Origin of the sequence: Devosia sp. (assembly GCF_017744655.1) — a bacterium.
In the GTDB taxonomy this organism is placed as follows: domain Bacteria; phylum Pseudomonadota; class Alphaproteobacteria; order Rhizobiales; family Devosiaceae; genus Devosia.
On sequence record NZ_JAGIAW010000014.1, the window covers coordinates 190,988 to 209,137 of the forward strand.

The 18,150-nt window shown below is 63.1% G+C and carries 16 protein-coding genes; 9 read left to right on the plus strand and 7 right to left on the minus strand.

Annotated features, from left to right (window positions below):
• Nucleotides 1-111: 111 nt before the first annotated feature.
• Both ytfQ and J7557_RS20575 read right to left on the minus strand, forming a co-directional pair.
• The gene (ytfQ, locus tag J7557_RS20570; RefSeq protein WP_291422168.1) at nucleotides 112-1,083 is read right to left on the minus strand and encodes a galactofuranose ABC transporter, galactofuranose-binding protein YtfQ; all 972 of its coding nucleotides are present in this window, start codon (nucleotides 1,081-1,083) and stop codon (nucleotides 112-114) included.
• A gap of 234 nt (nucleotides 1,084-1,317) precedes the next feature.
• On the minus strand, nucleotides 1,318-1,473 hold the full coding sequence (locus J7557_RS20575) for a hypothetical protein (RefSeq protein ID WP_291422169.1): 156 nt from the start codon (nucleotides 1,471-1,473) through the stop codon (nucleotides 1,318-1,320).
• Between the two features lie 29 nt (nucleotides 1,474-1,502).
• Between J7557_RS20575 and J7557_RS20580 the strand changes: the two genes are divergently transcribed.
• Nucleotides 1,503-1,772, plus strand: coding sequence for a substrate-binding domain-containing protein (locus tag J7557_RS20580; RefSeq protein ID WP_291422501.1), 270 nt, complete (start codon nucleotides 1,503-1,505; stop codon nucleotides 1,770-1,772).
• Between the two features lie 144 nt (nucleotides 1,773-1,916).
• Here J7557_RS20580 and J7557_RS20585 read toward each other — a convergent pair whose 3' ends face one another.
• Both J7557_RS20585 and J7557_RS20590 read right to left on the minus strand, forming a co-directional pair.
• The gene (locus J7557_RS20585) at nucleotides 1,917-3,986 is read right to left on the minus strand and encodes a prolyl oligopeptidase family serine peptidase (RefSeq protein ID WP_291422171.1); all 2,070 of its coding nucleotides are present in this window, start codon (nucleotides 3,984-3,986) and stop codon (nucleotides 1,917-1,919) included.
• 33 nt (nucleotides 3,987-4,019) lie between these two features.
• Nucleotides 4,020-5,264 carry an amidohydrolase family protein gene (locus J7557_RS20590; RefSeq protein WP_291422173.1) on the minus strand — a complete coding sequence of 415 codons (1,245 nt, stop codon included), beginning with the start codon at nucleotides 5,262-5,264 and terminating at the stop codon, nucleotides 4,020-4,022.
• 321 nt (nucleotides 5,265-5,585) lie between these two features.
• Between J7557_RS20590 and J7557_RS20595 the strand changes: the two genes are divergently transcribed.
• From J7557_RS20595 to J7557_RS20630, 8 genes are all read left to right on the plus strand, one after another.
• Nucleotides 5,586-7,325 (plus strand): ABC transporter substrate-binding protein, encoded by a 1,740-nt coding sequence (locus J7557_RS20595; RefSeq protein ID WP_291422174.1) that lies wholly within the window; start codon nucleotides 5,586-5,588, stop codon nucleotides 7,323-7,325.
• 70 nt (nucleotides 7,326-7,395) lie between these two features.
• On the plus strand, nucleotides 7,396-9,243 hold the full coding sequence (locus J7557_RS20600) for an ABC transporter ATP-binding protein (RefSeq protein WP_291422176.1): 1,848 nt from the start codon (nucleotides 7,396-7,398) through the stop codon (nucleotides 9,241-9,243).
• Nucleotides 9,240-10,181, plus strand: coding sequence for an ABC transporter permease (locus J7557_RS20605; RefSeq protein ID WP_291422178.1), 942 nt, complete (start codon nucleotides 9,240-9,242; stop codon nucleotides 10,179-10,181). Before J7557_RS20600 ends, J7557_RS20605 begins: the two co-directional genes overlap by 4 nt.
• The gene (locus J7557_RS20610) at nucleotides 10,178-11,134 is read left to right on the plus strand and encodes an ABC transporter permease (RefSeq protein ID WP_291422180.1); all 957 of its coding nucleotides are present in this window, start codon (nucleotides 10,178-10,180) and stop codon (nucleotides 11,132-11,134) included. The genes J7557_RS20605 and J7557_RS20610 overlap by 4 nt, the downstream gene beginning before the upstream one ends.
• Before the next feature lie 2 nt (nucleotides 11,135-11,136).
• Nucleotides 11,137-12,420: an FAD-binding oxidoreductase gene (locus J7557_RS20615; RefSeq protein ID WP_291422182.1), complete on the plus strand. Its 1,284-nt coding sequence runs from the start codon at nucleotides 11,137-11,139 to the stop codon at nucleotides 12,418-12,420.
• Between the two features lie 43 nt (nucleotides 12,421-12,463).
• Nucleotides 12,464-13,630, plus strand: a complete 1,167-nt coding sequence (locus J7557_RS20620; RefSeq protein WP_291422184.1) for an aminotransferase class I/II-fold pyridoxal phosphate-dependent enzyme — start codon at nucleotides 12,464-12,466, stop codon at nucleotides 13,628-13,630.
• Nucleotides 13,631-13,712: 82 nt separating this feature from the next.
• Nucleotides 13,713-14,438, plus strand: a complete 726-nt coding sequence (locus J7557_RS20625) for a GntR family transcriptional regulator (RefSeq protein WP_291422186.1) — start codon at nucleotides 13,713-13,715, stop codon at nucleotides 14,436-14,438.
• 68 nt (nucleotides 14,439-14,506) lie between these two features.
• Nucleotides 14,507-14,896: a RidA family protein gene (locus tag J7557_RS20630; RefSeq protein ID WP_291422188.1), complete on the plus strand. Its 390-nt coding sequence runs from the start codon at nucleotides 14,507-14,509 to the stop codon at nucleotides 14,894-14,896.
• Between the two features lie 161 nt (nucleotides 14,897-15,057).
• Here the strand turns inward: J7557_RS20630 and J7557_RS20635 are convergent, their stop codons facing one another.
• The 3 genes from J7557_RS20635 to gnd are packed head-to-tail and all read right to left on the minus strand — an operon-like array spanning nucleotide 15,058 to nucleotide 18,138.
• Entirely contained in the window at nucleotides 15,058-15,738 is a 681-nt protein-coding gene (locus tag J7557_RS20635; RefSeq protein WP_291422189.1) for an ROK family protein, read from the minus strand.
• Nucleotides 15,728-17,143 carry a glucose-6-phosphate dehydrogenase gene (zwf, locus tag J7557_RS20640; RefSeq protein ID WP_291422191.1) on the minus strand — a complete coding sequence of 472 codons (1,416 nt, stop codon included), beginning with the start codon at nucleotides 17,141-17,143 and terminating at the stop codon, nucleotides 15,728-15,730. Before zwf ends, J7557_RS20635 begins: the two co-directional genes overlap by 11 nt.
• Nucleotides 17,140-18,138, minus strand: a complete 999-nt coding sequence (gnd, locus tag J7557_RS20645; protein WP_291422193.1) for a phosphogluconate dehydrogenase (NAD(+)-dependent, decarboxylating) — start codon at nucleotides 18,136-18,138, stop codon at nucleotides 17,140-17,142. Before gnd ends, zwf begins: the two co-directional genes overlap by 4 nt.
• Nucleotides 18,139-18,150: the final 12 nt, after the last annotated feature.

An 18,150-nucleotide genomic window follows, 5' to 3' on the forward strand; every position in this document is an offset into this window, starting at 1 on the left:
GCGAAAGCGGGGACCTCCGTTTCGAAACAGGGGTTCCCGCTTTCGCGGGAATGACACAGTGGAAAGGTGGGCAGCGGCGGCGTGCGCCGCTGCCCGGACAGGATGCCTAACTTAGTACCCAAGACCCTTGCGGCGTTCGTATTCGCCGGCCGGATCGTCAGCCGACGTATAGAGCTTGGACTCGGTGATGATGAACTTTTCCGGCTCGGTGCCGTCTGCGAGATATGCAGCAAGAGCGTCGAAGGCTGGGCCGGCCATGTTCGGGGTCAGTTCGACGGTGGCATTGGCTTCGCCAGCCGCGATGGCGGTGAAGATATCGGGCACGGCGTCGATGGACACGACGAGAATGTCGGTGCCAGGCTTGAGACCAGCATCCTTGATGGCCTGGATGGCGCCGACGGCCATGTCGTCATTGTGGGCATAGACCGCGCAGATATCGGCGCCGCCATTGGAAGACTTCAGGAAGGCTTCCATGACTTCCTTGCCCTTGGAGCGGGTGAAGTCACCGGTCTGGCTCTGGGTGATCTTGATGTTGGCAGCGCTGGCTATGCCTTCCTCAAAACCCTGCTTGCGATTGATGGCCGGGCTCGAACCCACAGTGCCCTGCAGTTCGACGACATTGCAGTCCTTGCCAGCAACCTGATTGACTAGCCATTCGCCGGCCACGCGGCCTTCGAGGACCTGGTCGGACGCAACGGAGGTCAGGTACAGGTCTTCCGGCGCATCGACGCCGCGATCGAGCAGGACGACCGGAATTTCCGCCTCCTGGGCTTCCTTGAGCACATCTTCCCAACCGGTGGCGACAACGGGGGCGATGAGGATGGCATCAACGCCCTGGGCGATGAAGCCGCGCAGGGCTTTGATCTGGTTTTCCTGCTTCTGCTGGGCGTCGGCAAACTTCAGATCGACGCCACGGGCTTCCGCTTCCTGCTTGGTCACGGACGTTTCGGCCGCGCGCCAGCCCGATTCCGAGCCGATCTGCGAAAAGCCGATAACCTTGCCGGTCAGGTCCTGCGCAAAGGCAGCAGTGGACAAGGCAGTAGCGAGGCCGGCCGCGATGGCCAGCTTGGTAATGATGCTCACGATGGATCCTCCCAAAAAACCGCCCGGCGTTTCGCTTCGGGCAGTGAGGGGACGCTATATAAAGTACTATTATATGTAAAGAGGGTTCGGAACGGGAACGAAACACGGCGGCCCAAGGGCCGCCGTATCGACATCGCGACACCTCGCGAAGGACGCCAATTGAACGTTGCATATGCCGACCGCACATCGCTGCCAAAGCTTCATCCTGGCCCGCTCAGCTCTGGCATGGTCATCCTATCGCAAGTTTTCGATCAATGCGGAGTGATCCTTGTCACCGAGGCCGTCGGCCACCGCCTTGGCAGCCGAGTGCTGCGCGGTCGCATGGAACGCCTGTTCGGCCTGCGCGAGGCGCTGCTGAGCGTTGACGAGGCAAGCGTCGTCGAACTGCAATTTGGCGAGGAGGGCTTGCCAATGCCTTCCTGGCGCTCAAGACCGAGGGGGAACTGCCGACGGCGCTGTTCTGCGCCCATGGCAGCCTCGGGGTCCATGTCGTTTCCGAACTCCACCGCATGGGACTAAGGGGCCCGACGACATTTTCGGCGGTCGGCTATGGCGACTTCGCTGCGGCGACGCAGATTTCGCCGCCACTGACCACGGCGCGCCTGCCCGGCGCCGATATGGGCATTGCGGCCTTCCGGCTCCTGCTCGAACGCATGAACAGCAACCACCCCTGCCGCCACGGCGGTTGATGCTGGTGCCGCAACTGGTCGAGCGCGCTTCGGTCAGAGCCGTGTCCAAAGGTCTAGACTGACACGGCGCATGCACGGATTTGATCCCATGCACCTTTTGACCAATACCAAATGCACTTCGCCGGTTGGCCGACGGGTGTGCGCCTAATATTTTAATTGCCGTTCGAAAAAGGCGGCGAGTTTGCCGTAAGCGAAGCGGGTGAGGGTGCGGTCCTGTTTCGCCCAGGCGTGGCCGGTGCCTGGCAGTGAGACCAATTCGAACGTTTTGCCCTGACGGATGAGCTTTTCGACGAGCGCCATCGTGTCGGCATAAAGAACCACTTCGTCCTTGGTGCCATGGAGGATAGTAAGTGCATCTTCGAGACCGGCGCTGTGGAACAAAGCCGACTGGGCGCGGTAGCGCTCGATATAGTCTTCACCCTCGGTGAGGCCCATGATCCAGCCTTGTTCCGGGTAGGCGTGCCAGACATTCGTGGCCGGCGCCCCGGCAAAGCCGGCGGCGTAGAAGCCCGGCTTCTTGAACAGCGACATCAGCGTCATCAGGCCGCCATAGCTGGAACCCCAGATGCCGACGCGCTTGGCATCGGCATAGCCAAGCGCGCAGAGCGTCGTGACGCAATCAGCGATGTCGTCGATATCCTGTGTGCCATAGCTGTTCAGCATTGCCCGGTTCCAGTCGCGGCCGCGGCCGAAACTGCCGCGGATTTCCGGGCTGACCACGACGAAGCCGCGCGAGGCGAGATATTGATCGATGCCCCAGCTCGGATGCGCGGCGCGGCCGCCCCACTGGTTGAGCAGACCGTCTGAATAGACCGAACCGACCACCATGGGGTTGGTGCCATTGGGCTCGAAGCCGGGCGGCAGCATAACGCGCGCCATCAGCTCGGCGCCGTCGACATGGCTCTTGAAGGTGACATAGCGCACCTCACCCCAGCGTCTTTCCGCAAAAGCAGGCGGCGGCGAGTGAGTGACTTTTTCCGGTGTACTACTGCCCGGCAGTGTCTGCACGAACAGTTCAGGCGGCGTCATGTCATCGCTGAACAGATCGGCGAAGGCACTGAAATCCGGCGCAAAAGTCGGGACATGGATGCCGGCCGGGCCAGTCAGGCGCGACACGTCACCGCCGGCCATCGGCACAGAATAGACATGGCGCTCGGCCGGATGGGCTTCATTGCTGATGAAATAGATCGTGCCGCTCGCGGCATTGAGGGTGAACTCGGCGATCTCCCAGGGACCCGAAGTGATCGGTTCAAGCGCCGCGCCCTGCCCCGGCAAGCGATGCAGATGATTGAAACCATCGCGATCGGTAAGGACGATCAGGCCCCTTCCGTCGGGCGCGAAGGCTACCTGCCAGTCGGGTCGGATTTTGACCGGATCATGCGCGGCATAATGGATGCCGCGGGCCCCGCTCGACGTATCGAACATGAAGATGGTGTGGTGCTTGATCGACAGGTCGCTGCTGCTGATGAACAGCGATTTTCCATCGCCCGAGACCCCAAAACCCCAGATCGCATCCTCGGCATCCGGCCGCTCGAACCAGGCCAAATCGCCGCCATCGACGCCAACCAGGCCAACGCGGCGACGGGTGAGCAGGTCACCGGGAAAGGCGCGCACAAAGCGATCCTTCCGTGCCTCGCCCTGTGAGTCATAGGAGATTTCGATCTTTCGCGTATTGGTGTCGTCGGCCTCGACGAAGACGAGACGTCCATCCGCGGTCCAATGGAAAGACTCAACGCCGACAAAGCGCGACCCGGCCACAGCTACATTTGGCCGCGCTGCCATGTCGGCCGCGACCGTCATCAAAGAATTGCCGGCGAGAAATGCCAAAGTGGCGCCATCCGCCGAGGCGGCAATGGCGCTAACGCCACCGGTGCCGATGGCCAGCGGCTGCACCTTGCCGTCGAGGGAAACCATGTAGAGTTGCCCCAGCAGCACGAAGGCCAGCCGACCCTCGCTCAGCCAGGCGAGCTCCGAAATTCCGCCCGGCTCGCCGCTCGTCCTGCCAACGCCGAGCTGGGTCAGGCGACGCCGCGACTTGCCGGCGACATCCCAGATCCAGATATCGCGAAACGTATGACCCGCATCGTTCCAGAGGAAGACGAGGCGCTGGCCGTCCCCCGACCAGGCGGCAGCCGTCGGCAGCGTGCCGATAATGCTGGGCTCGCTATAGAGCGTTTCGAAGGTCAGCGGGGCGGCAGCGGTCTCGGTGGTCATTAAAATCTCTTGGCGAAACGGGCAGGATAAAACTCAGACCCTGGGGCTGAGGTCGGTCTTGTAGATTTCGCCTTCCTTCATGATCAGGCGCAGGTTCTTTTCCGGCTCGGTGAGTACCGAAATATCCTTGAGCGGATCACCATCGACCACCAGGATATCGGCGGTGGCGCCCGGGGCGATGACGCCCAGGTCGGGCCGCTGCACGATTTCGGCATTGATCGAGGTTGCCGACTTCAGCACATCCACCGGTCGCTGCACGCGGGCGCGGATAGTCAGCTCCTGCAACTGGGCAAATTCCATGTCGCCCATCAGATCGGTGCCAAAACCGAGCTTTACGCCGGCATCCTCGCAAAGGCCGAGCATCACGATGCCGGCATCGTTGACCATGTTGAGCTTCTGCATGACATAGCGCGAGAGGCCCAGGCGCTCGCCATGCTGCGCGGTGACTTCATAGGCAACCAGCGTCGGCACGACATAGGCATTGGCCGCGGCGACCATGGCTGCGGTTTCTCTGTTGATCAGGTTGGCATGCTCGATGGTGCGCACGCCGGCGCGGATCGAATGGGCGATCGCTGCGCTTTCATAGGCATGGGCGCAGACATATTTGCCGCGCACCGCTGCCTCACGCACCACGGTGCGGAGCTCTTCTTCGCTATATTGCGGGATCTCTATGGCATCGTTGGGAGAACCGACGCCGCCCGAAGCCAACACCTTGATATGGTCGGCGCCCTTGCGCAGTTCGTTCCGCACAACGCTGCGGAGATTGTCGACACCCTCAACGATGCGGCAGGTAAAATAGAAGGCGCTCGAATTGAGATCGATATCGAGGCTTTCGTCGGTCGTGCTGCGATGGTCGCCATGGCCGCCGATCTGGCTCAGCGCCGGGCCCCCGACAAACAGCCGCGGGCCCGGAATATAGCCCTGAGCGATGGCATTGCGGATGCCAACATCGCCGCCGGCCACGTCGCGCACGCTGGTGAAGCCGCGATCGAGCATCTTGCGGATGCGCGGCACGGCCCGCGCCGTCATCTCGGTCAGCGCGATATTGCGGTCATGCTCGGCGACGAGGTTGATGGCGAAGACGTGCGCGTGCGCATCGATCAGGCCGGGCATCAGCGTGCGTCCGCCAACGTCATATTCGGTGACGCCCGCGCCGGAAACCGAGTTCTCGGTGACGGCCTCTATACGCCCATCGACCACGAGAACGTTCATGCCCGGAATGGCGTCGTCACTGCGCCCGTCAAAGAGCGTGGCATTGGTAAAAGCATAGGCTGCCATGGTAATTCCTCCGGCCGGACACGTGCATACCGGCCGCGATCAGCCGATGGTCGGCCACTAATGTGTCGGCATCATCGGTGGCTGTAAAGCCATTTGATCAAAAAATCACAAACACCTGCTGTGCACCGGCTGCCCGCCTCTGAATGGCGTTTTGCACAGCCGGGGTCGTTGACAGCGCCGCAAACCGCCCACTACTATCGCCGCGTTTGATCAAATGCTCAGACATGAATTTTCAGGCCAGAGGGGAAGCATGGCCCGACTTTTTGCGAGCGTGATCGTCGAGGTTTGAAGGGAACTGCCGGATTGGCAGAAAGGGAAAAAATGACACATCGGACATCTGCGAGGATCGCCCTCGCCGGGCTGACGCTCGCGCTGATGAGTTCTGTGGGCGCTATCGCACAGGACGCCCAGACGGGCGGCACGCTGCGGATTCTGGGAACGGCTGAGGTTGATCGTTTCGACACGGTGCCGCCGGCCACCGCTGATACCGGCAGCTTCTTCCGCGCCGTGACGCGGCAGCTGATCAATTTCGCCGCTTCGGAAGATCCGGACGAACAGATCGCGCCACAGGCCGACCTTGCAGACAGCGTGCCCGTGCCGACCGACGAGGGCCTGACCTATACGTTCAAGCTGCGTCAGGGCGCCAATTGGGATGCGCCGGATGGCGCGCGCCAGATCGTTGCGGCCGACGTGGAACGCGGCTTCATGCGCCTCTGCAACCCATCCCTTCCGGCCCCGGCTGTTTCGTACTTTGAAGACCTCATCGTCGGCTTTGCTGACTTCTGCGCCGGCTTTGCCGATGTCGAGCCGACCGCCGAGGCAATGAAGGCTTATATCGAGGCCAATGACGTCGCCGGCATCGAGACGCCGTCGGACGACACCGTCATCTTCCGCCTCAAGTATGCGGCCAATGACTTCATTTACCTCCTCACCCTGCCGGTCACGACGCCTGCACCGGTGGAAGTACTCGACTACCTACCGGACAGCCCGGAATATCGCGAGAACTTCATTTCGAGCGGCCCCTACACCATCGAGTCCTATGTGCCCGACACGCAGGTCACGCTGGTGCGCAACCCCGCCTGGCAGGCCGAGAGCGACCCGCTGCGCAAGGCTTATGTCGACACGATCGAAGTCATCGCCGGAGTGCAGCCCGATGCTGCCATGCAGCAACTGCAGTCCGGCGACGGCGACATGCTCTATGACATCAACGTTCCGCCCGTAACGGTGCAGATGCTGAGCATGCAGGGCGACGAGAAGATCTCGACGCTGGCCGAGGGTTCCTCGCGCATGATCTGGATCAACACCGTCTCGGAGAACAATGACGGCGCCCTACGCAATCCGCTGGTGCGCCAGGCGCTGAACTATGCTGTCAACAAGGCGGCCATCGTGCAGCAGCTGGGCGGGCCGGAATTCGCCACCCCGCTCAACGGCATCTTCCCGCTCGGCATCCTGGGCCACCACGATTTCGCGCCCTATCCGAGCAACAACAGCGAAGGCGATGTCGCCAAGGCCAAGGAACTGCTGGCCGAAGCCGGCTACCCCGATGGCCTGTCGCTGAAAATGCCGTTCCGGAATGCCGGAAATGGCGCTGCCGAAGCCCAGGTGCTGCAGGCAAGTCTCGAAGCCGCCGGCTTCAAGATCGAGCTGGTACCGACCCCGGCCTCCGACTTCTATCCGCGCCTGATAACCAATTTCGACAATGCCCTCAATGGCGTGTGGGACCTGGTGCCATCGGGCTGGTCGCCGGATTGGCCGGGCGGGGCCGCGCGCTCCATTTTCCAGCCGCAATATACCTATGACGGCACCCACGGCACCTTCAACTTCTCGGACTACAACAACGAGGCTGCCAACGAAGTCGCCGCCCGCGCGCTGGCCACCTCCGACCTGGCCGAGGCGGCGAAGCTCTGGAACGAGGTCGACGAGATCGTCATGGCCGATCCCCCGACCGTGCCGCTGATCTCTCAGACCACGGTTCTCTACCATGGCATCGCCGTCCAGAACTTCCTGCCCTATGCCGCTGGCGGCAATGGCGACTGGACCAATGTCTGGCTGAGCCGCTGAGCTCTATGAATTCGACGGAGGCCGGCATGTCCGGCCTCCTCATACCGGCCCCATGGCGACATAGTTCTTTATGACCGTTCTTTCCGTCCGCAACCTGAACATCGATCTGCCCAGCGGCGACGGTCATGTCCACGCCGCCCGCGACGTCTCCTTCGATGTCGAGGCTGAAGAACTGTTCGGCATTGCCGGCGAATCCGGTTCGGGCAAGAGTGTCCTGTCCCAGGCCATTATGGGCCTTCTGCCCGGCGCTATCATCTCGGGCGAGATTCTTTTCGAGGGCCGCAATCTGCTGGACCTCCCGCCGAGGGAGATGCAGCGCCTGCGCGGCAATCGCATTGCCATGATCTCGCAGGATCCGCTCTCAGGCCTCCACCCCTTCTACACTGTCGGCGCCCAGATCACCGAGGCCATCCGCACCCATCGCAAGGTGAGCGAGGCCGAGGCGCTGCAGGAAGCCGTGGACATTCTTGGACGCGTCGGCATTCACGATCCCGACAAGCGCGTCCATGACTATCCGCACCAGTTTTCCGGTGGCATGCGCCAGCGCGTCATGATCGCCATGGCCATCGTGCTCCGCCCGGCCCTTCTGATCGCCGACGAGCCGACCACCGCACTCGACGTCACCGTGCAGGCGCAGATTATCAGCCTGCTCAACCAGATGCGGCGCGAGCTCGGCACAGCCATCATCATGGTCACGCACGATCTCGAACTGCTCTCCTCTATCGCCGACCACGCCATGGTCATGTATGCCGGCAATCGCATGGAGCTGGGCCCCGGCGAGGCGGTGCTGACGGCACCCGCCCATCCCTATACGCTTGGCCTCCTCCGTTCCTCGCCCAATCACGAGAGCCGAGGTGCCCTGCCCTCCATTCCCGGCCAGCCACCGAGCCTCCTCATCGAGCAGAAGGCCTGCGCCTTCGCGCCCCGCTGCGCGGCTGCCATGGACATCTGCCACAAGGAGCGTCCGCCGCTGCGCAACTTCGCCGATGGCACGCGCTCGCTCTGCTGGCTAGAAGACAAGGCGTCGAACACTGCGGCCGCCCTCCCTGCCATCCCGGAAGAACCGCCGGCCGTGGCGCAAAGCTCCGACATCGTCGTTAAAGTCTCCGACGTTCGCCTGACCTATGGCGGCCGGTCGCTGTTCGGGAAAAGCATCAATCTCGATGTCCTCAAGGGTGTCAGCCTCGAACTGCCCCGCGGCAAGACGCTCGGCATTGTCGGGGAAAGCGGCTGCGGCAAGTCGACCCTCGCCCGCATCATCGCCGGCCTGCTGCCGCCCACCTCAGGCGATGTCACCATCGAGGGCCAGAGTGTCCTCGGCCTCGAACGTCATGACTGGGTCGAGATGCGAAAGCGCGTGCAGATGGTGTTCCAGGACCCATTCGGCTCGCTCAATCCACGCCGCCGCGTCGGCTCGATCATCGGCGACCCGTTCCGCATCCAGAAGGTCGCCCATGGCGCCGCGCGCAAGAACAAGGTGCGCGAGTTGATGGAAATCGTGGGGCTCAACCCCGAGCACTACAATCGCTTCCCGTCCGAATTCTCCGGCGGCCAGCGCCAGCGCATCGGCATTGCCCGCGCTTTGGCGCTCAATCCCTCGATCATCATCTTCGACGAGCCGGTCTCTGCCCTCGACGTCTCCATCCAGGCGCAGATCCTCAATCTCATCGCCAGGCTGCAGCGCGAACTGGGCCTCTCCTATCTCTTCATCTCGCACGACCTCGCCGTCGTGCGCCATGTCAGCTCCGAGATCCTCGTCATGAAGGCCGGCCAGGTGGTCGAGCGTGGCGAGACCGAGGCGCTCTATCACCACCCCCAGCACCCTTATACGCGCGAATTGCTGGCGGCGGCTGATCCTCACTATCGCAAGAGCGGCGGCGGCCTTGCCGATCCCCAGTCGTCGGGAGCCACGCCATGAGCTCCGAGATCAAACAGCGCGGCTCGCTGGAGCTGACCCTGCGTCGCCTACTCGCCGACCGCGCCGGCCTTGTGGCCATGCTCTTCATAATAGCCCTCGTGGCCGCAGCTATCGGTGCCGACGGCATCGCGGCGCTAACCGGACACGGCCCAACTGCACAATTCCTCGATGTGGGCCTCACCCCCACCGGCCTGCCCGTGCCGCCTAGTGGCGAGTTCCTTTTCGGCACCGATCAGTTAGGCCGCGACGTGCTCGTCCGTCTCGCCCATGGCGCCCGTATCTCGCTATCCATCGGCGTCGTCGCTTCGCTGCTGGCCGCGATGATCGGCGTCACCATCGGCCTTGTTGCTGGCTATTTCGGCGGCTGGGTTGACGTCGTACTGGGCCGGCTGATGGACCTTGTCATGAGCATCCCCGTGCTGCTCTGCATGCTCTCGCTGGTTGCCGTCTTCGGCCCCAGCCTGCCGCTCAGCCTCTCGGTGATCGTCTTCTTCTCCTGGACCACGATGGGGCGCGTCATCCGCGGCCAGGTCCTCTCGCTCAAGGAGCGCGAATTCGTCCTCGCCTCCCGCTCGATGGGCGCCGGCCATCTCTCGATCATGTTCACCGACATCCTGCCCAATCTGGGTGCCCCGATCATCATCTACACGACGATGATGGTGCCCACCTCGATCATCTTCGAGGCGACGCTTTCCTTCCTCGGCCTCGGCATCGTGCCGCCAGCCCCGAGCTGGGGCGGCATGCTGGCCGAGGCGGCCAATAACTCGATCTACATGTTCGCCTGGTGGCTGGTGCTGTTCCCGGGCCTGGCGCTGCTGTTTACCACCCTGTCCTTCAATATCCTGGGCGATGCCCTGCGCGACGCGCTCGATCCGGCCAGCATGCGCAACAAGCTGCAGAAGAAGAAAAAGAAGCCCTCCGTGGGGACCGCGTCATGATCCGCTTCATCGCCAGCCGCATCGGCTTTGCCGCGCTCGTCCTCGTCATGCTCAGCGGCTTCGTCTTCACCCTGTTCTTCGTCGCGCCCGGCGATCCCGCGCGCATCGTCGCCGGCGAACGCGCGACCGAGGCCCAAGTGGCCCAGGTGCGCGAAAACCTCGGCCTCGACCGCCCGATCATTGAGCAATATTTCAGCTTTGTCGGTCGCAGCCTCAGCGGCGATCTCGGCTATTCCTACCGCAATCAGCAGCCGGTGCTGGAGCTGATCAAGAACCGCATGCCCGCAACCATTTCGCTCTGCGTCGGCGCCGTCGTGCTCTGGCTTCTCATGGGCATTCCCATCGGCATCATGTCGGCGCGACGGCCGGGTAGCCTTGTCGACCGGCTGGGCCAGGGTTTCGTGCTGATCGGCGTCAGCTTCCCGTCTTTCGTGCTGGGCATGGCCGCGCTCTATTTCCTCTATTTCGTGCCGCGCCAGGCCGGCTTCACCCTCTTCCCGCCCGGCGGCTTCCGCCCCTTCCTGCCCAATCCCGGCCTCTGGGCCTGGCATCTGATGCTACCCTGGTTCACCCTGGCGCTGACCTCCGCCGCCATCTATGCCCGCCTGACCCGCGGCCAGTTGCTCGAAGTGCTGGGCGAGGACTATATCCGCACCGCCCGCGCCAAGGGCCTTTCCGAGCGCAAGGTGGTCTACAAGCACGGCGTTCGCTCGATCTTTTCGCCCCTCACCACCCAGCTCGGTGCCGATATCGCAGCGCTCCTGGGCGGAGCGCTGGTCACCGAGCAGGTATTCGGCCTCCAGGGCATCGGCTCGCTGGCCGTGCAATCGGTCCAGACGCAGGACCGGCCGGTGATCATCGGCGTGGTCATGCTCGCCGGCTTCTTCATCGTCATCGCCAACCTGATTGTGGATTTCCTCTACATCCTGCTCGATCCACGGATCCGGACCTGACCATGCCTCTTCCCACCCCGGACACGCTCTGGACACGCACGGCACGGCTGCCGGCAGAAACCGACGCCACGCTGCCTCAATCCGTTGATGTCGCCGTGATCGGCGGCGGCTTCACCGGCCTCACCGCAGCCCGCGAACTGCTCATCGCCGGACGCTCCGTCGCCGTGCTGGAAGCGGGCCGCATCGGCACCGGCGCCAGCGGCATGAATGCCGGCTTTGTCGTCCCCAATTTCGCCAAGGCCGATCCCAACGCGGTACGCGCCAAACTCGGCACCGAACGCGGCAATGCCCTGCTGCGCCTCGTCGGTGACGGTGCCAATGCGGTGTTTCGCACCATAGAGGAAGAGGGCATCGCCTGCGATGCGCGCCAGACCGGCTGGCTGAACCCAGCCTTCGGCGCCGCCAGCGCCGAAATGCTCAAAGCCCGCGCTGCCCTCTGGCGCGATCTCGGGCGTCCCGTCTCATTTCTCGACGCTGATGAAATCCGCGAACAGACCGGCATGGACATCTATTCCGGCGCCCTGCTCGACGCCGAAGGCGGCACCATCCATCCGCTCGATTATCTGCGTGGCCTCGTGCAATCCGTGCGCCGCCGCGGCGGTGCCGTGCTTGAGGGGCAAACTGTCGACAAGGTGACGCGCGACGGCACCAGCTGGCGCCTCACCATGCGCTCCGGCGCAACCCTCATTGCCAGCAAGGTGCTGCTCTGCACCAACGCCTTCACGACTGGCGCTGCCGCGCGCATGGGCCGTTCGACCGTGCCTCTGCGCGTCTATCAAATCGCCACCTCCCCGGCCGATCCCGAAACGGTTCGGCGCATCGCCCCCGACGGGCGCCCCGTCGGCGACACGCGCCAGAACCTCTTCACCTATCGGCTCGATCGCGACAATCGCCTGATCAGCGGCGGCATGGCGGCCATTCCCTTTGGCGCTTTCGAACGCCTCGGTCGCGCCGTTGCCGAACGGCTCAGCAGTGAGCTCGGCCTGCCCCAGGCCGTGACGCCCGAAGTGGTGTGGACCGGCGTCGCCGCCATGACGCCCGATTTCATGCCGCGCATTCATAAACTGGGCGAGGGCTGGTTCGGCGGCATTGGCTGCAATGGTCGCGGCATCGCCATGGCGGCGCAGCTCGGGCGCGTGCTGGCCCGCGCCGCCCTGGGTGAAGACCCCAAGCAATTGCCTATTCCGCTGCGGCCTCTGCGCCCGCTGCCCTTCCACCGCTTTACGCCAATCGTGGCCTCGGCTGCCCTCCTCCAGGCCCGCCTCAAGGACACATTGGCCCGATGATCGCACAACAAGCGACCATGAACGCCGTCAGGATATCAGTGACATGAAGCAACTCGCCCGCCGCATCACCGGCACTTCGAAAAAATCCTTCGGCATGTATGCACGCGCCGCAGCCAGCGGCCGCGACGACCTGATCCACATGGAGCTTGGCAAGCCCTTTGCCGACACGCCTCAGCACATCAAGGACGCCACCATTGCCGCGATCCAGGACGGCAAGGTGCACTATTCAGACTTGCCAGGCATTCTGCCACTGCGTGAAGCCGCCGCTGCAAAGCTCGCCCGACAGAACGGCATGGACGTCTCGCCCGACCAGATCGTCGTGACCAATGGCCTGACCCACGGCTCCTATGCCGCGCTCATGGCTTTTATCGACGATGGCGACGAAGTCATCCTGCTCGAACCCTACTACCCCCAGCATATCGGCAAGATCGAGCTGGCCGGGGGCATAGCGGTGCCGGTGCCACTCGACGCCGCCAGGGATTACGCTATCGATGCGGCGCGTATCGAGGCCAGCGTCACCCCGCGCACCAAGATGATCGTACTGATCAATCCGTGCAATCCGACCGGCCGCGTCTATTCACGCGCGGAATTGCTGGCTTTGGCGGACATCGCCATCCGCCACGACCTGATCGTGGTCTCGGACGAGGTCTACGAAGAGATCGTCTATGACGAGGCCAGGCACATCTCCATCGCCTCCCTGCCCGGCATGGCCGAGCGCACGGTGACGCTCTTCGCTTTCACCAAGAGCTATGCCATGGACGGTTGGCGCATCGGCTACTTGGCAGCCCCCAAGGCGGCGGTCGGCGCGATCCTCAAAATCACCGCCAATGACGTGACCCACGTCAATACCTTCATCCAGGAAGGCGCCCTGGCCGCGCTCACCGGCGATCCCGCTGTCCTGTCCGAACTGATCGCTGACGACCGTGCCAAGCGCGACCGCGTCGTCACCCGCCTCAACCAGATTTCCGGCATCACCTGCCCCTGGCCTCAGGGCACCATCTATGCCTTCCCCGACATTTCCGCCCTCGGCCTACCGGCCCAGACCCTGGCCGAGCGGCTGATGGACGAGACCGGCGTCGTCACCGAGGCCGGCAGCTTCTATGGTGCCGCGGGCGAAGGCCGCTTGCGCGTCTGTTTCGGATCACTGTCCTTGGAAGAGATCGATACGGCACTCGACCGGGTCGCCGCCTTTGTCAGGCAACTGGGCTAGCGGTATTTCCGAGTTGCGATGGGTGGCGGTTGATCATACTAGCAAAGAATAGGGATCGCGGCCGATAGGAAAGGGTATTGGATTGCTCGAAAGCAAATTCTCGACCGGCGAGCTGAAGCCTGTCTCCTCCCGCAAGACGGTGCACGATCTCGTCTATGAGCAATTGCGCGACGCCCTAATGTCAGGCGCCTTCGAAGCCCGCAAAGCCTTTACTATCGCGTCGCTTTCCGAGCGCTTCCACACCTCGCATATGCCAGTGCGCGAAGCGCTGCGCCGCCTCGCCTCAGAAAACGCTCTCAGCATTTCAGCCTCCGGCACGGCCTATGTTCCCGCCATCACTGCGCCGGAACTGCGCGACATCACCCTGGCGCGCATGATCGTCGAAGGCGCCACCGCCCGCATTGCTGGTCCGCTGCTCACCGAGCCGGACATCGCCACGCTCGAGCAGATCCTCGCCCATCACCGGGCCAGCGCCAGCGCCGGCAATAATACCGAAATGACCGCGGCCAATCGCGCGTTCCACTTCCACATCTACCAGGCCGCCGGCAGCCGCGTGCTGCTCAGCCAGATCGAAAACCTCTGGCTGCGCTCCGGCCCCTATGTCCGCTTCCTCTCCGACCGGATGAGTGACCTGCTTAAAACCGAGCACCGTTCCGGCTTCACTGACCAGCACGAAGCCATGATCCAGGCCATTCGCGGGCGCGACTGGATCGCGCTGGGCATGGCCTGTGAAGCCGACATTAAAGGCTCGCAAGACCTGCTGCTCGATATTCTGGCGGCAGAAGAAGAAACCTCCGACACAGCCTGAGCCGAGAAGCCAGGCCATTTCCGCGCATGACGCCCTGCGCATTCCCTCCCAACATCGAGACCGCCCCCATGTCCACTGACCGCCGCGCCATTTCCTTCGGCTCGAAATTCGAAAAGCTGGCCGGCTATTCCCGCGCCTTGGTTGACGGCGAATGGGTCTTCGTCTCCGGCACGGCTGGGCACAACGAGGATGGCACCATCTCGCCCGATCCCGACGAGCAGACCCGCCAGTCGCTTCGGACCATTGCCCGCGCGCTGGAGCAGGCCGATGCTGGCCTCAGCGACATCGTCCGCCTCAACGTCTATATCGCCGACCGGCAGGACGTGATGACAGTATCAAAGGTGCTTGGCGAAACCTTTTCCGATCCCCGCCCCACCAATACAACCATCATCTGCGGCTTCCCGGTGGAAGAGATAAAAGTCGAGATCGAGGTAACCGCTCGAAAGCGCGTCGATTGACGTAGCCCCGCCTACGGTAGCAAACCTCGAACCCCGCGGTCTACGCAACACCAGCTAGCATCTGCTATTCGCAATACATAGAAGCCTGGCGAGGAGCCGATGCCACCTGTGAGCCGCTGCCGGTTCGGCGGACACGAGCGCGAAGCGGCCAAGCGCTGCCGCTAGACCACCAGGGCCTTGTCCAACCACAGCGCGAAGCCGCCCTTGAAGGCATTTGCATTATCGCCGCGCCGGGCCTTGGGTGGCAAATGGTCGAGCCTCACGGCATTGCCGCCGCCGATCACCACATAGTCGGGCTCCATGGCCGCCGTGAGCTGTTCGACAGCATCGAAGACATGCTTTTGCCATTTGTCATGGCCGCGTTTCTCAAGGCTCGCTTCGCCAAGATAGTCCTCGAACGTGCGGCCCTTCCGATAGGGCAGATGCGCCAGTTCCATGGGCTGCGCGATGTTCTCAACGATCATGGCGGCGCCGAGGCCGGTGCCAAGGCCGAGAAAAAGCATGCGGCCGCCCTGATAGCTGCCGATGGCCTGCATCAGCGCGTCGTTGACGATCCGCACCGGCTTGCCGAAACGCTTGGCGAAGTCGAAACCAACCCAGCCGGGGGCGAGGTTGTGTGGATCGCTGAGTACCTTGTCGTGCACGACCGGGCCGGGATAGCCCATGGCGATGACATCGTAGTCGATCCCATCAGCCAGCTTTTCGACGATGTCAGCCATCGTCGCCGCATTCATCGTGGGGCCGGAAACGGCCTTTCGCTCGTCGCCGCCGGCGCTCGACAAGATCTTGACGTGCGAACCGCCGATATCGATGGCGAGGACGACGGGCTCCTTATTTTCCATGGAGGATCACTCCATCCTTGCCCGGATCCACCCAACCTCCGGGCGGCTCGAAACCCTGCATCGCGGCGTGTGGCCCCCAACTCCCGGGAGCATAGGAAGCCGGGGCGGATTTGCGGGCGAGGACGGGATCCACAACGCGCCAGGCGAGTTCGGACGCATCCTGGCGCGTGAAAAGCTGACGCTTTCCGTCCATGGCGTCGCCGATCAGGCGCTCATAGGGCATCATGTCGTCGGTAGTGTCATCGACGGCATCGAGTTCGACGGGCTCGCCGACCATGTCGCTGCCCGCTGCCTTACGCCGCGCCCCTATGCCAATCGTCACCTGCGGGCCGACGCGGAAGCGGACGTAGTTGGCAGCAGCGTCCTCCACGTCATCGAAGAGGGCAACCGGCGGCTTGCGGAAACGAACCACGACTTCGGTGGCGCGAACCGGCAATTGCTTGCCGGCGCGGATATAAAAGGGCACGCCTTTCCAACGCCAGGTATCGACGAAGAGCCGCACTGCAGCAAAGGTTTCAGCCTTGGAGTCCGCCGCGACACCGGGCTCGTCGCGATAACCGTCGAACTGGCCACGGATCACATCGGCTTCGGTCAGCGGGCGCATCGCCTTGAGAATCTGTACCTTTTCGTCGCTGAGATCGTCTGACGCACTGGTGACCGGTGGCTCCATGGCGAGAAGCAAAAGCACGTTGACCAGATGGTTCTGGATCACGTCGCGAATGCAGCCGACTTCGTCATAAAACTTGCCGCGACCGGCAATGCCAAAGTCCTCGGCCATGGTGATCTGCACGCTTTCGACATAGGTGCGATTCCAGACCGGCTCGAGAAAGGCATTGGCGAAGCGGAAATATAAGAGGTTCTGCACCGCTTCCTTGCCGAGGAAATGGTCGATGCGGAAGACCGCTTCTTCAGGGAAGGCGCGATGCAGCACCGCGTTGAGCGCCTTTGCAGTCGCAAGATCATGTCCAAAGGGTTTTTCAACCATCAGTCGCGACTTCTTGGCGATACCTGCGGCCTTCAACGCATCAATGACAGTGCCAAAGAGCGAGGGAGGAATGGCGAGATAATAGAGCGGGTGGGTAGCGCCGCCGAGCGCGGTGCGCAGCTTCTCGAAGGTCTCGGCATTTTTGTAGTCGCCGCTGACATAGCGCAGTTGCGACTTGAACCGGGCAAACACGGCTTCATCCACGCTACCAAATTGCCTAGTGATGCCGTCCCGAGCCCGCTCGGCCAATTTTTCGACATCCCAATCGTCGAAGGCGACGCCGACGATGGGCTCGCTGAGATTACCGCGGCGCACCATCTGGTAGAGCGATGGCAGGATCATCTTATAGGCCAGATCGCCCGTAGCGCCGAAAACCACGAGCGCGTCGGAGCGATCGTCCGGGGGTCTGGTTGTGCTCATTTCTCTTCGTGCCCGCCAAAAGAGTAGCGCATTGCCGAAAGCAGCTTGTTGGCGAATTCGTCGTTATCGCGCGAGGCGAAACGGTTGAAGAGGGCAGAGGAGAGGACCGGCGCCGGAACCCCGGTTTCGATGGCGGCCTGCAGGGTCCAGCGGCCTTCGCCGGAGTCCGAAACCTTCCCGCCAAAGCGCGAGAGGGTCGCGTCGTCCTTGAGGGTCTGCGCGGTCAGGTCGAGCAGCCAGGAACCGATGACGCTGCCGTGACGCCAGACTTCGGTGACGGCGGCGAGATCGATGTCGAAGCGGTAGTATTCGGGATTGTGGAGGGGCGCTGTCTCGGCGTCGGCGGCGCGTTTTTCGTTGCCCGCATCGGCAGCCTTGAGAATGTTAAGGCCTTCGGCATAGGCGGCCATGATGCCGTATTCGATGCCGTTGTGCACCATCTTGACGAAGTGCCCGGCGCCCGGCGGGCCACAATGGAGATAGCCCTGGCTTGCCGTGTCCGCCGTGCCGGGTGTGGCGCCGGAGCCATCCTGGCCCGGGGCGAGTGCGGCGAGGATGGGGTCGAGCGTTTTCACCGCCTCGACCGAAGCGCCCACCATCAGGCTATAGCCGCGTTGCAGGCCCCAGACGCCGCCGCTCGTGCCGATATCGACATAGGAAATGCCCCTCGCGGCAAATTCCGCGGCGAGGTCCACCGCGTCGCGATAGTTGGAATTGCCGCCATCGATGAGAATGTCGCCCAGTTCCATCTGGCTGGCGATCTCTCGGGCAACGCGACCGGTGATCGCCGCGGGGAGCATCAGCCAGACGGCGCGGGGTTTTGCGAGCTTGGCCAAGAGATCGGCAATATCAGAGGCTCCGATGGCACCCTCGGCGACCAGCGCCGCAACGCTTTGCGGGTTGAGGTCCTGTACCACGCATTGATGGCCCGCCTGCATCAGTCGCCTGACCATGTTGGCCCCCATGCGACCCAGACCAATCATTCCCAGCTGCATATGCCTAGCTCC

Excerpts from the sequence above, each read along its gene's own strand:
- J7557_RS20600 (WP_291422176.1), top strand. The coding sequence starts at position 7,396 with ATGACCGTTCTTTCCGTCCGCAACCTGAACATCGATCTGCCCAGCGGC.
- J7557_RS20635 (WP_291422189.1), bottom strand. The coding sequence starts at position 15,738 with ATGGAAAATAAGGAGCCCGTCGTCCTCGCCATCGATATCGGCGGTTCG.
- J7557_RS20605 (WP_291422178.1), top strand. The coding sequence starts at position 9,240 with ATGAGCTCCGAGATCAAACAGCGCGGCTCGCTGGAGCTGACCCTGCGT.
- J7557_RS20585 (WP_291422171.1), bottom strand. The coding sequence starts at position 3,986 with ATGACCACCGAGACCGCTGCCGCCCCGCTGACCTTCGAAACGCTCTAT.
- zwf (WP_291422191.1), bottom strand. The coding sequence starts at position 17,143 with ATGAGCACAACCAGACCCCCGGACGATCGCTCCGACGCGCTCGTGGTT.
- gnd (WP_291422193.1), bottom strand. The coding sequence starts at position 18,138 with ATGCAGCTGGGAATGATTGGTCTGGGTCGCATGGGGGCCAACATGGTC.
- J7557_RS20595 (WP_291422174.1), top strand. The coding sequence starts at position 5,586 with ATGACACATCGGACATCTGCGAGGATCGCCCTCGCCGGGCTGACGCTC.
- J7557_RS20590 (WP_291422173.1), bottom strand. The coding sequence starts at position 5,264 with ATGGCAGCCTATGCTTTTACCAATGCCACGCTCTTTGACGGGCGCAGT.
- J7557_RS20610 (WP_291422180.1), top strand. The coding sequence starts at position 10,178 with ATGATCCGCTTCATCGCCAGCCGCATCGGCTTTGCCGCGCTCGTCCTC.
- J7557_RS20615 (WP_291422182.1), top strand. The coding sequence starts at position 11,137 with ATGCCTCTTCCCACCCCGGACACGCTCTGGACACGCACGGCACGGCTG.
- J7557_RS20630 (WP_291422188.1), top strand. The coding sequence starts at position 14,507 with ATGTCCACTGACCGCCGCGCCATTTCCTTCGGCTCGAAATTCGAAAAG.
- J7557_RS20620 (WP_291422184.1), top strand. The coding sequence starts at position 12,464 with ATGAAGCAACTCGCCCGCCGCATCACCGGCACTTCGAAAAAATCCTTC.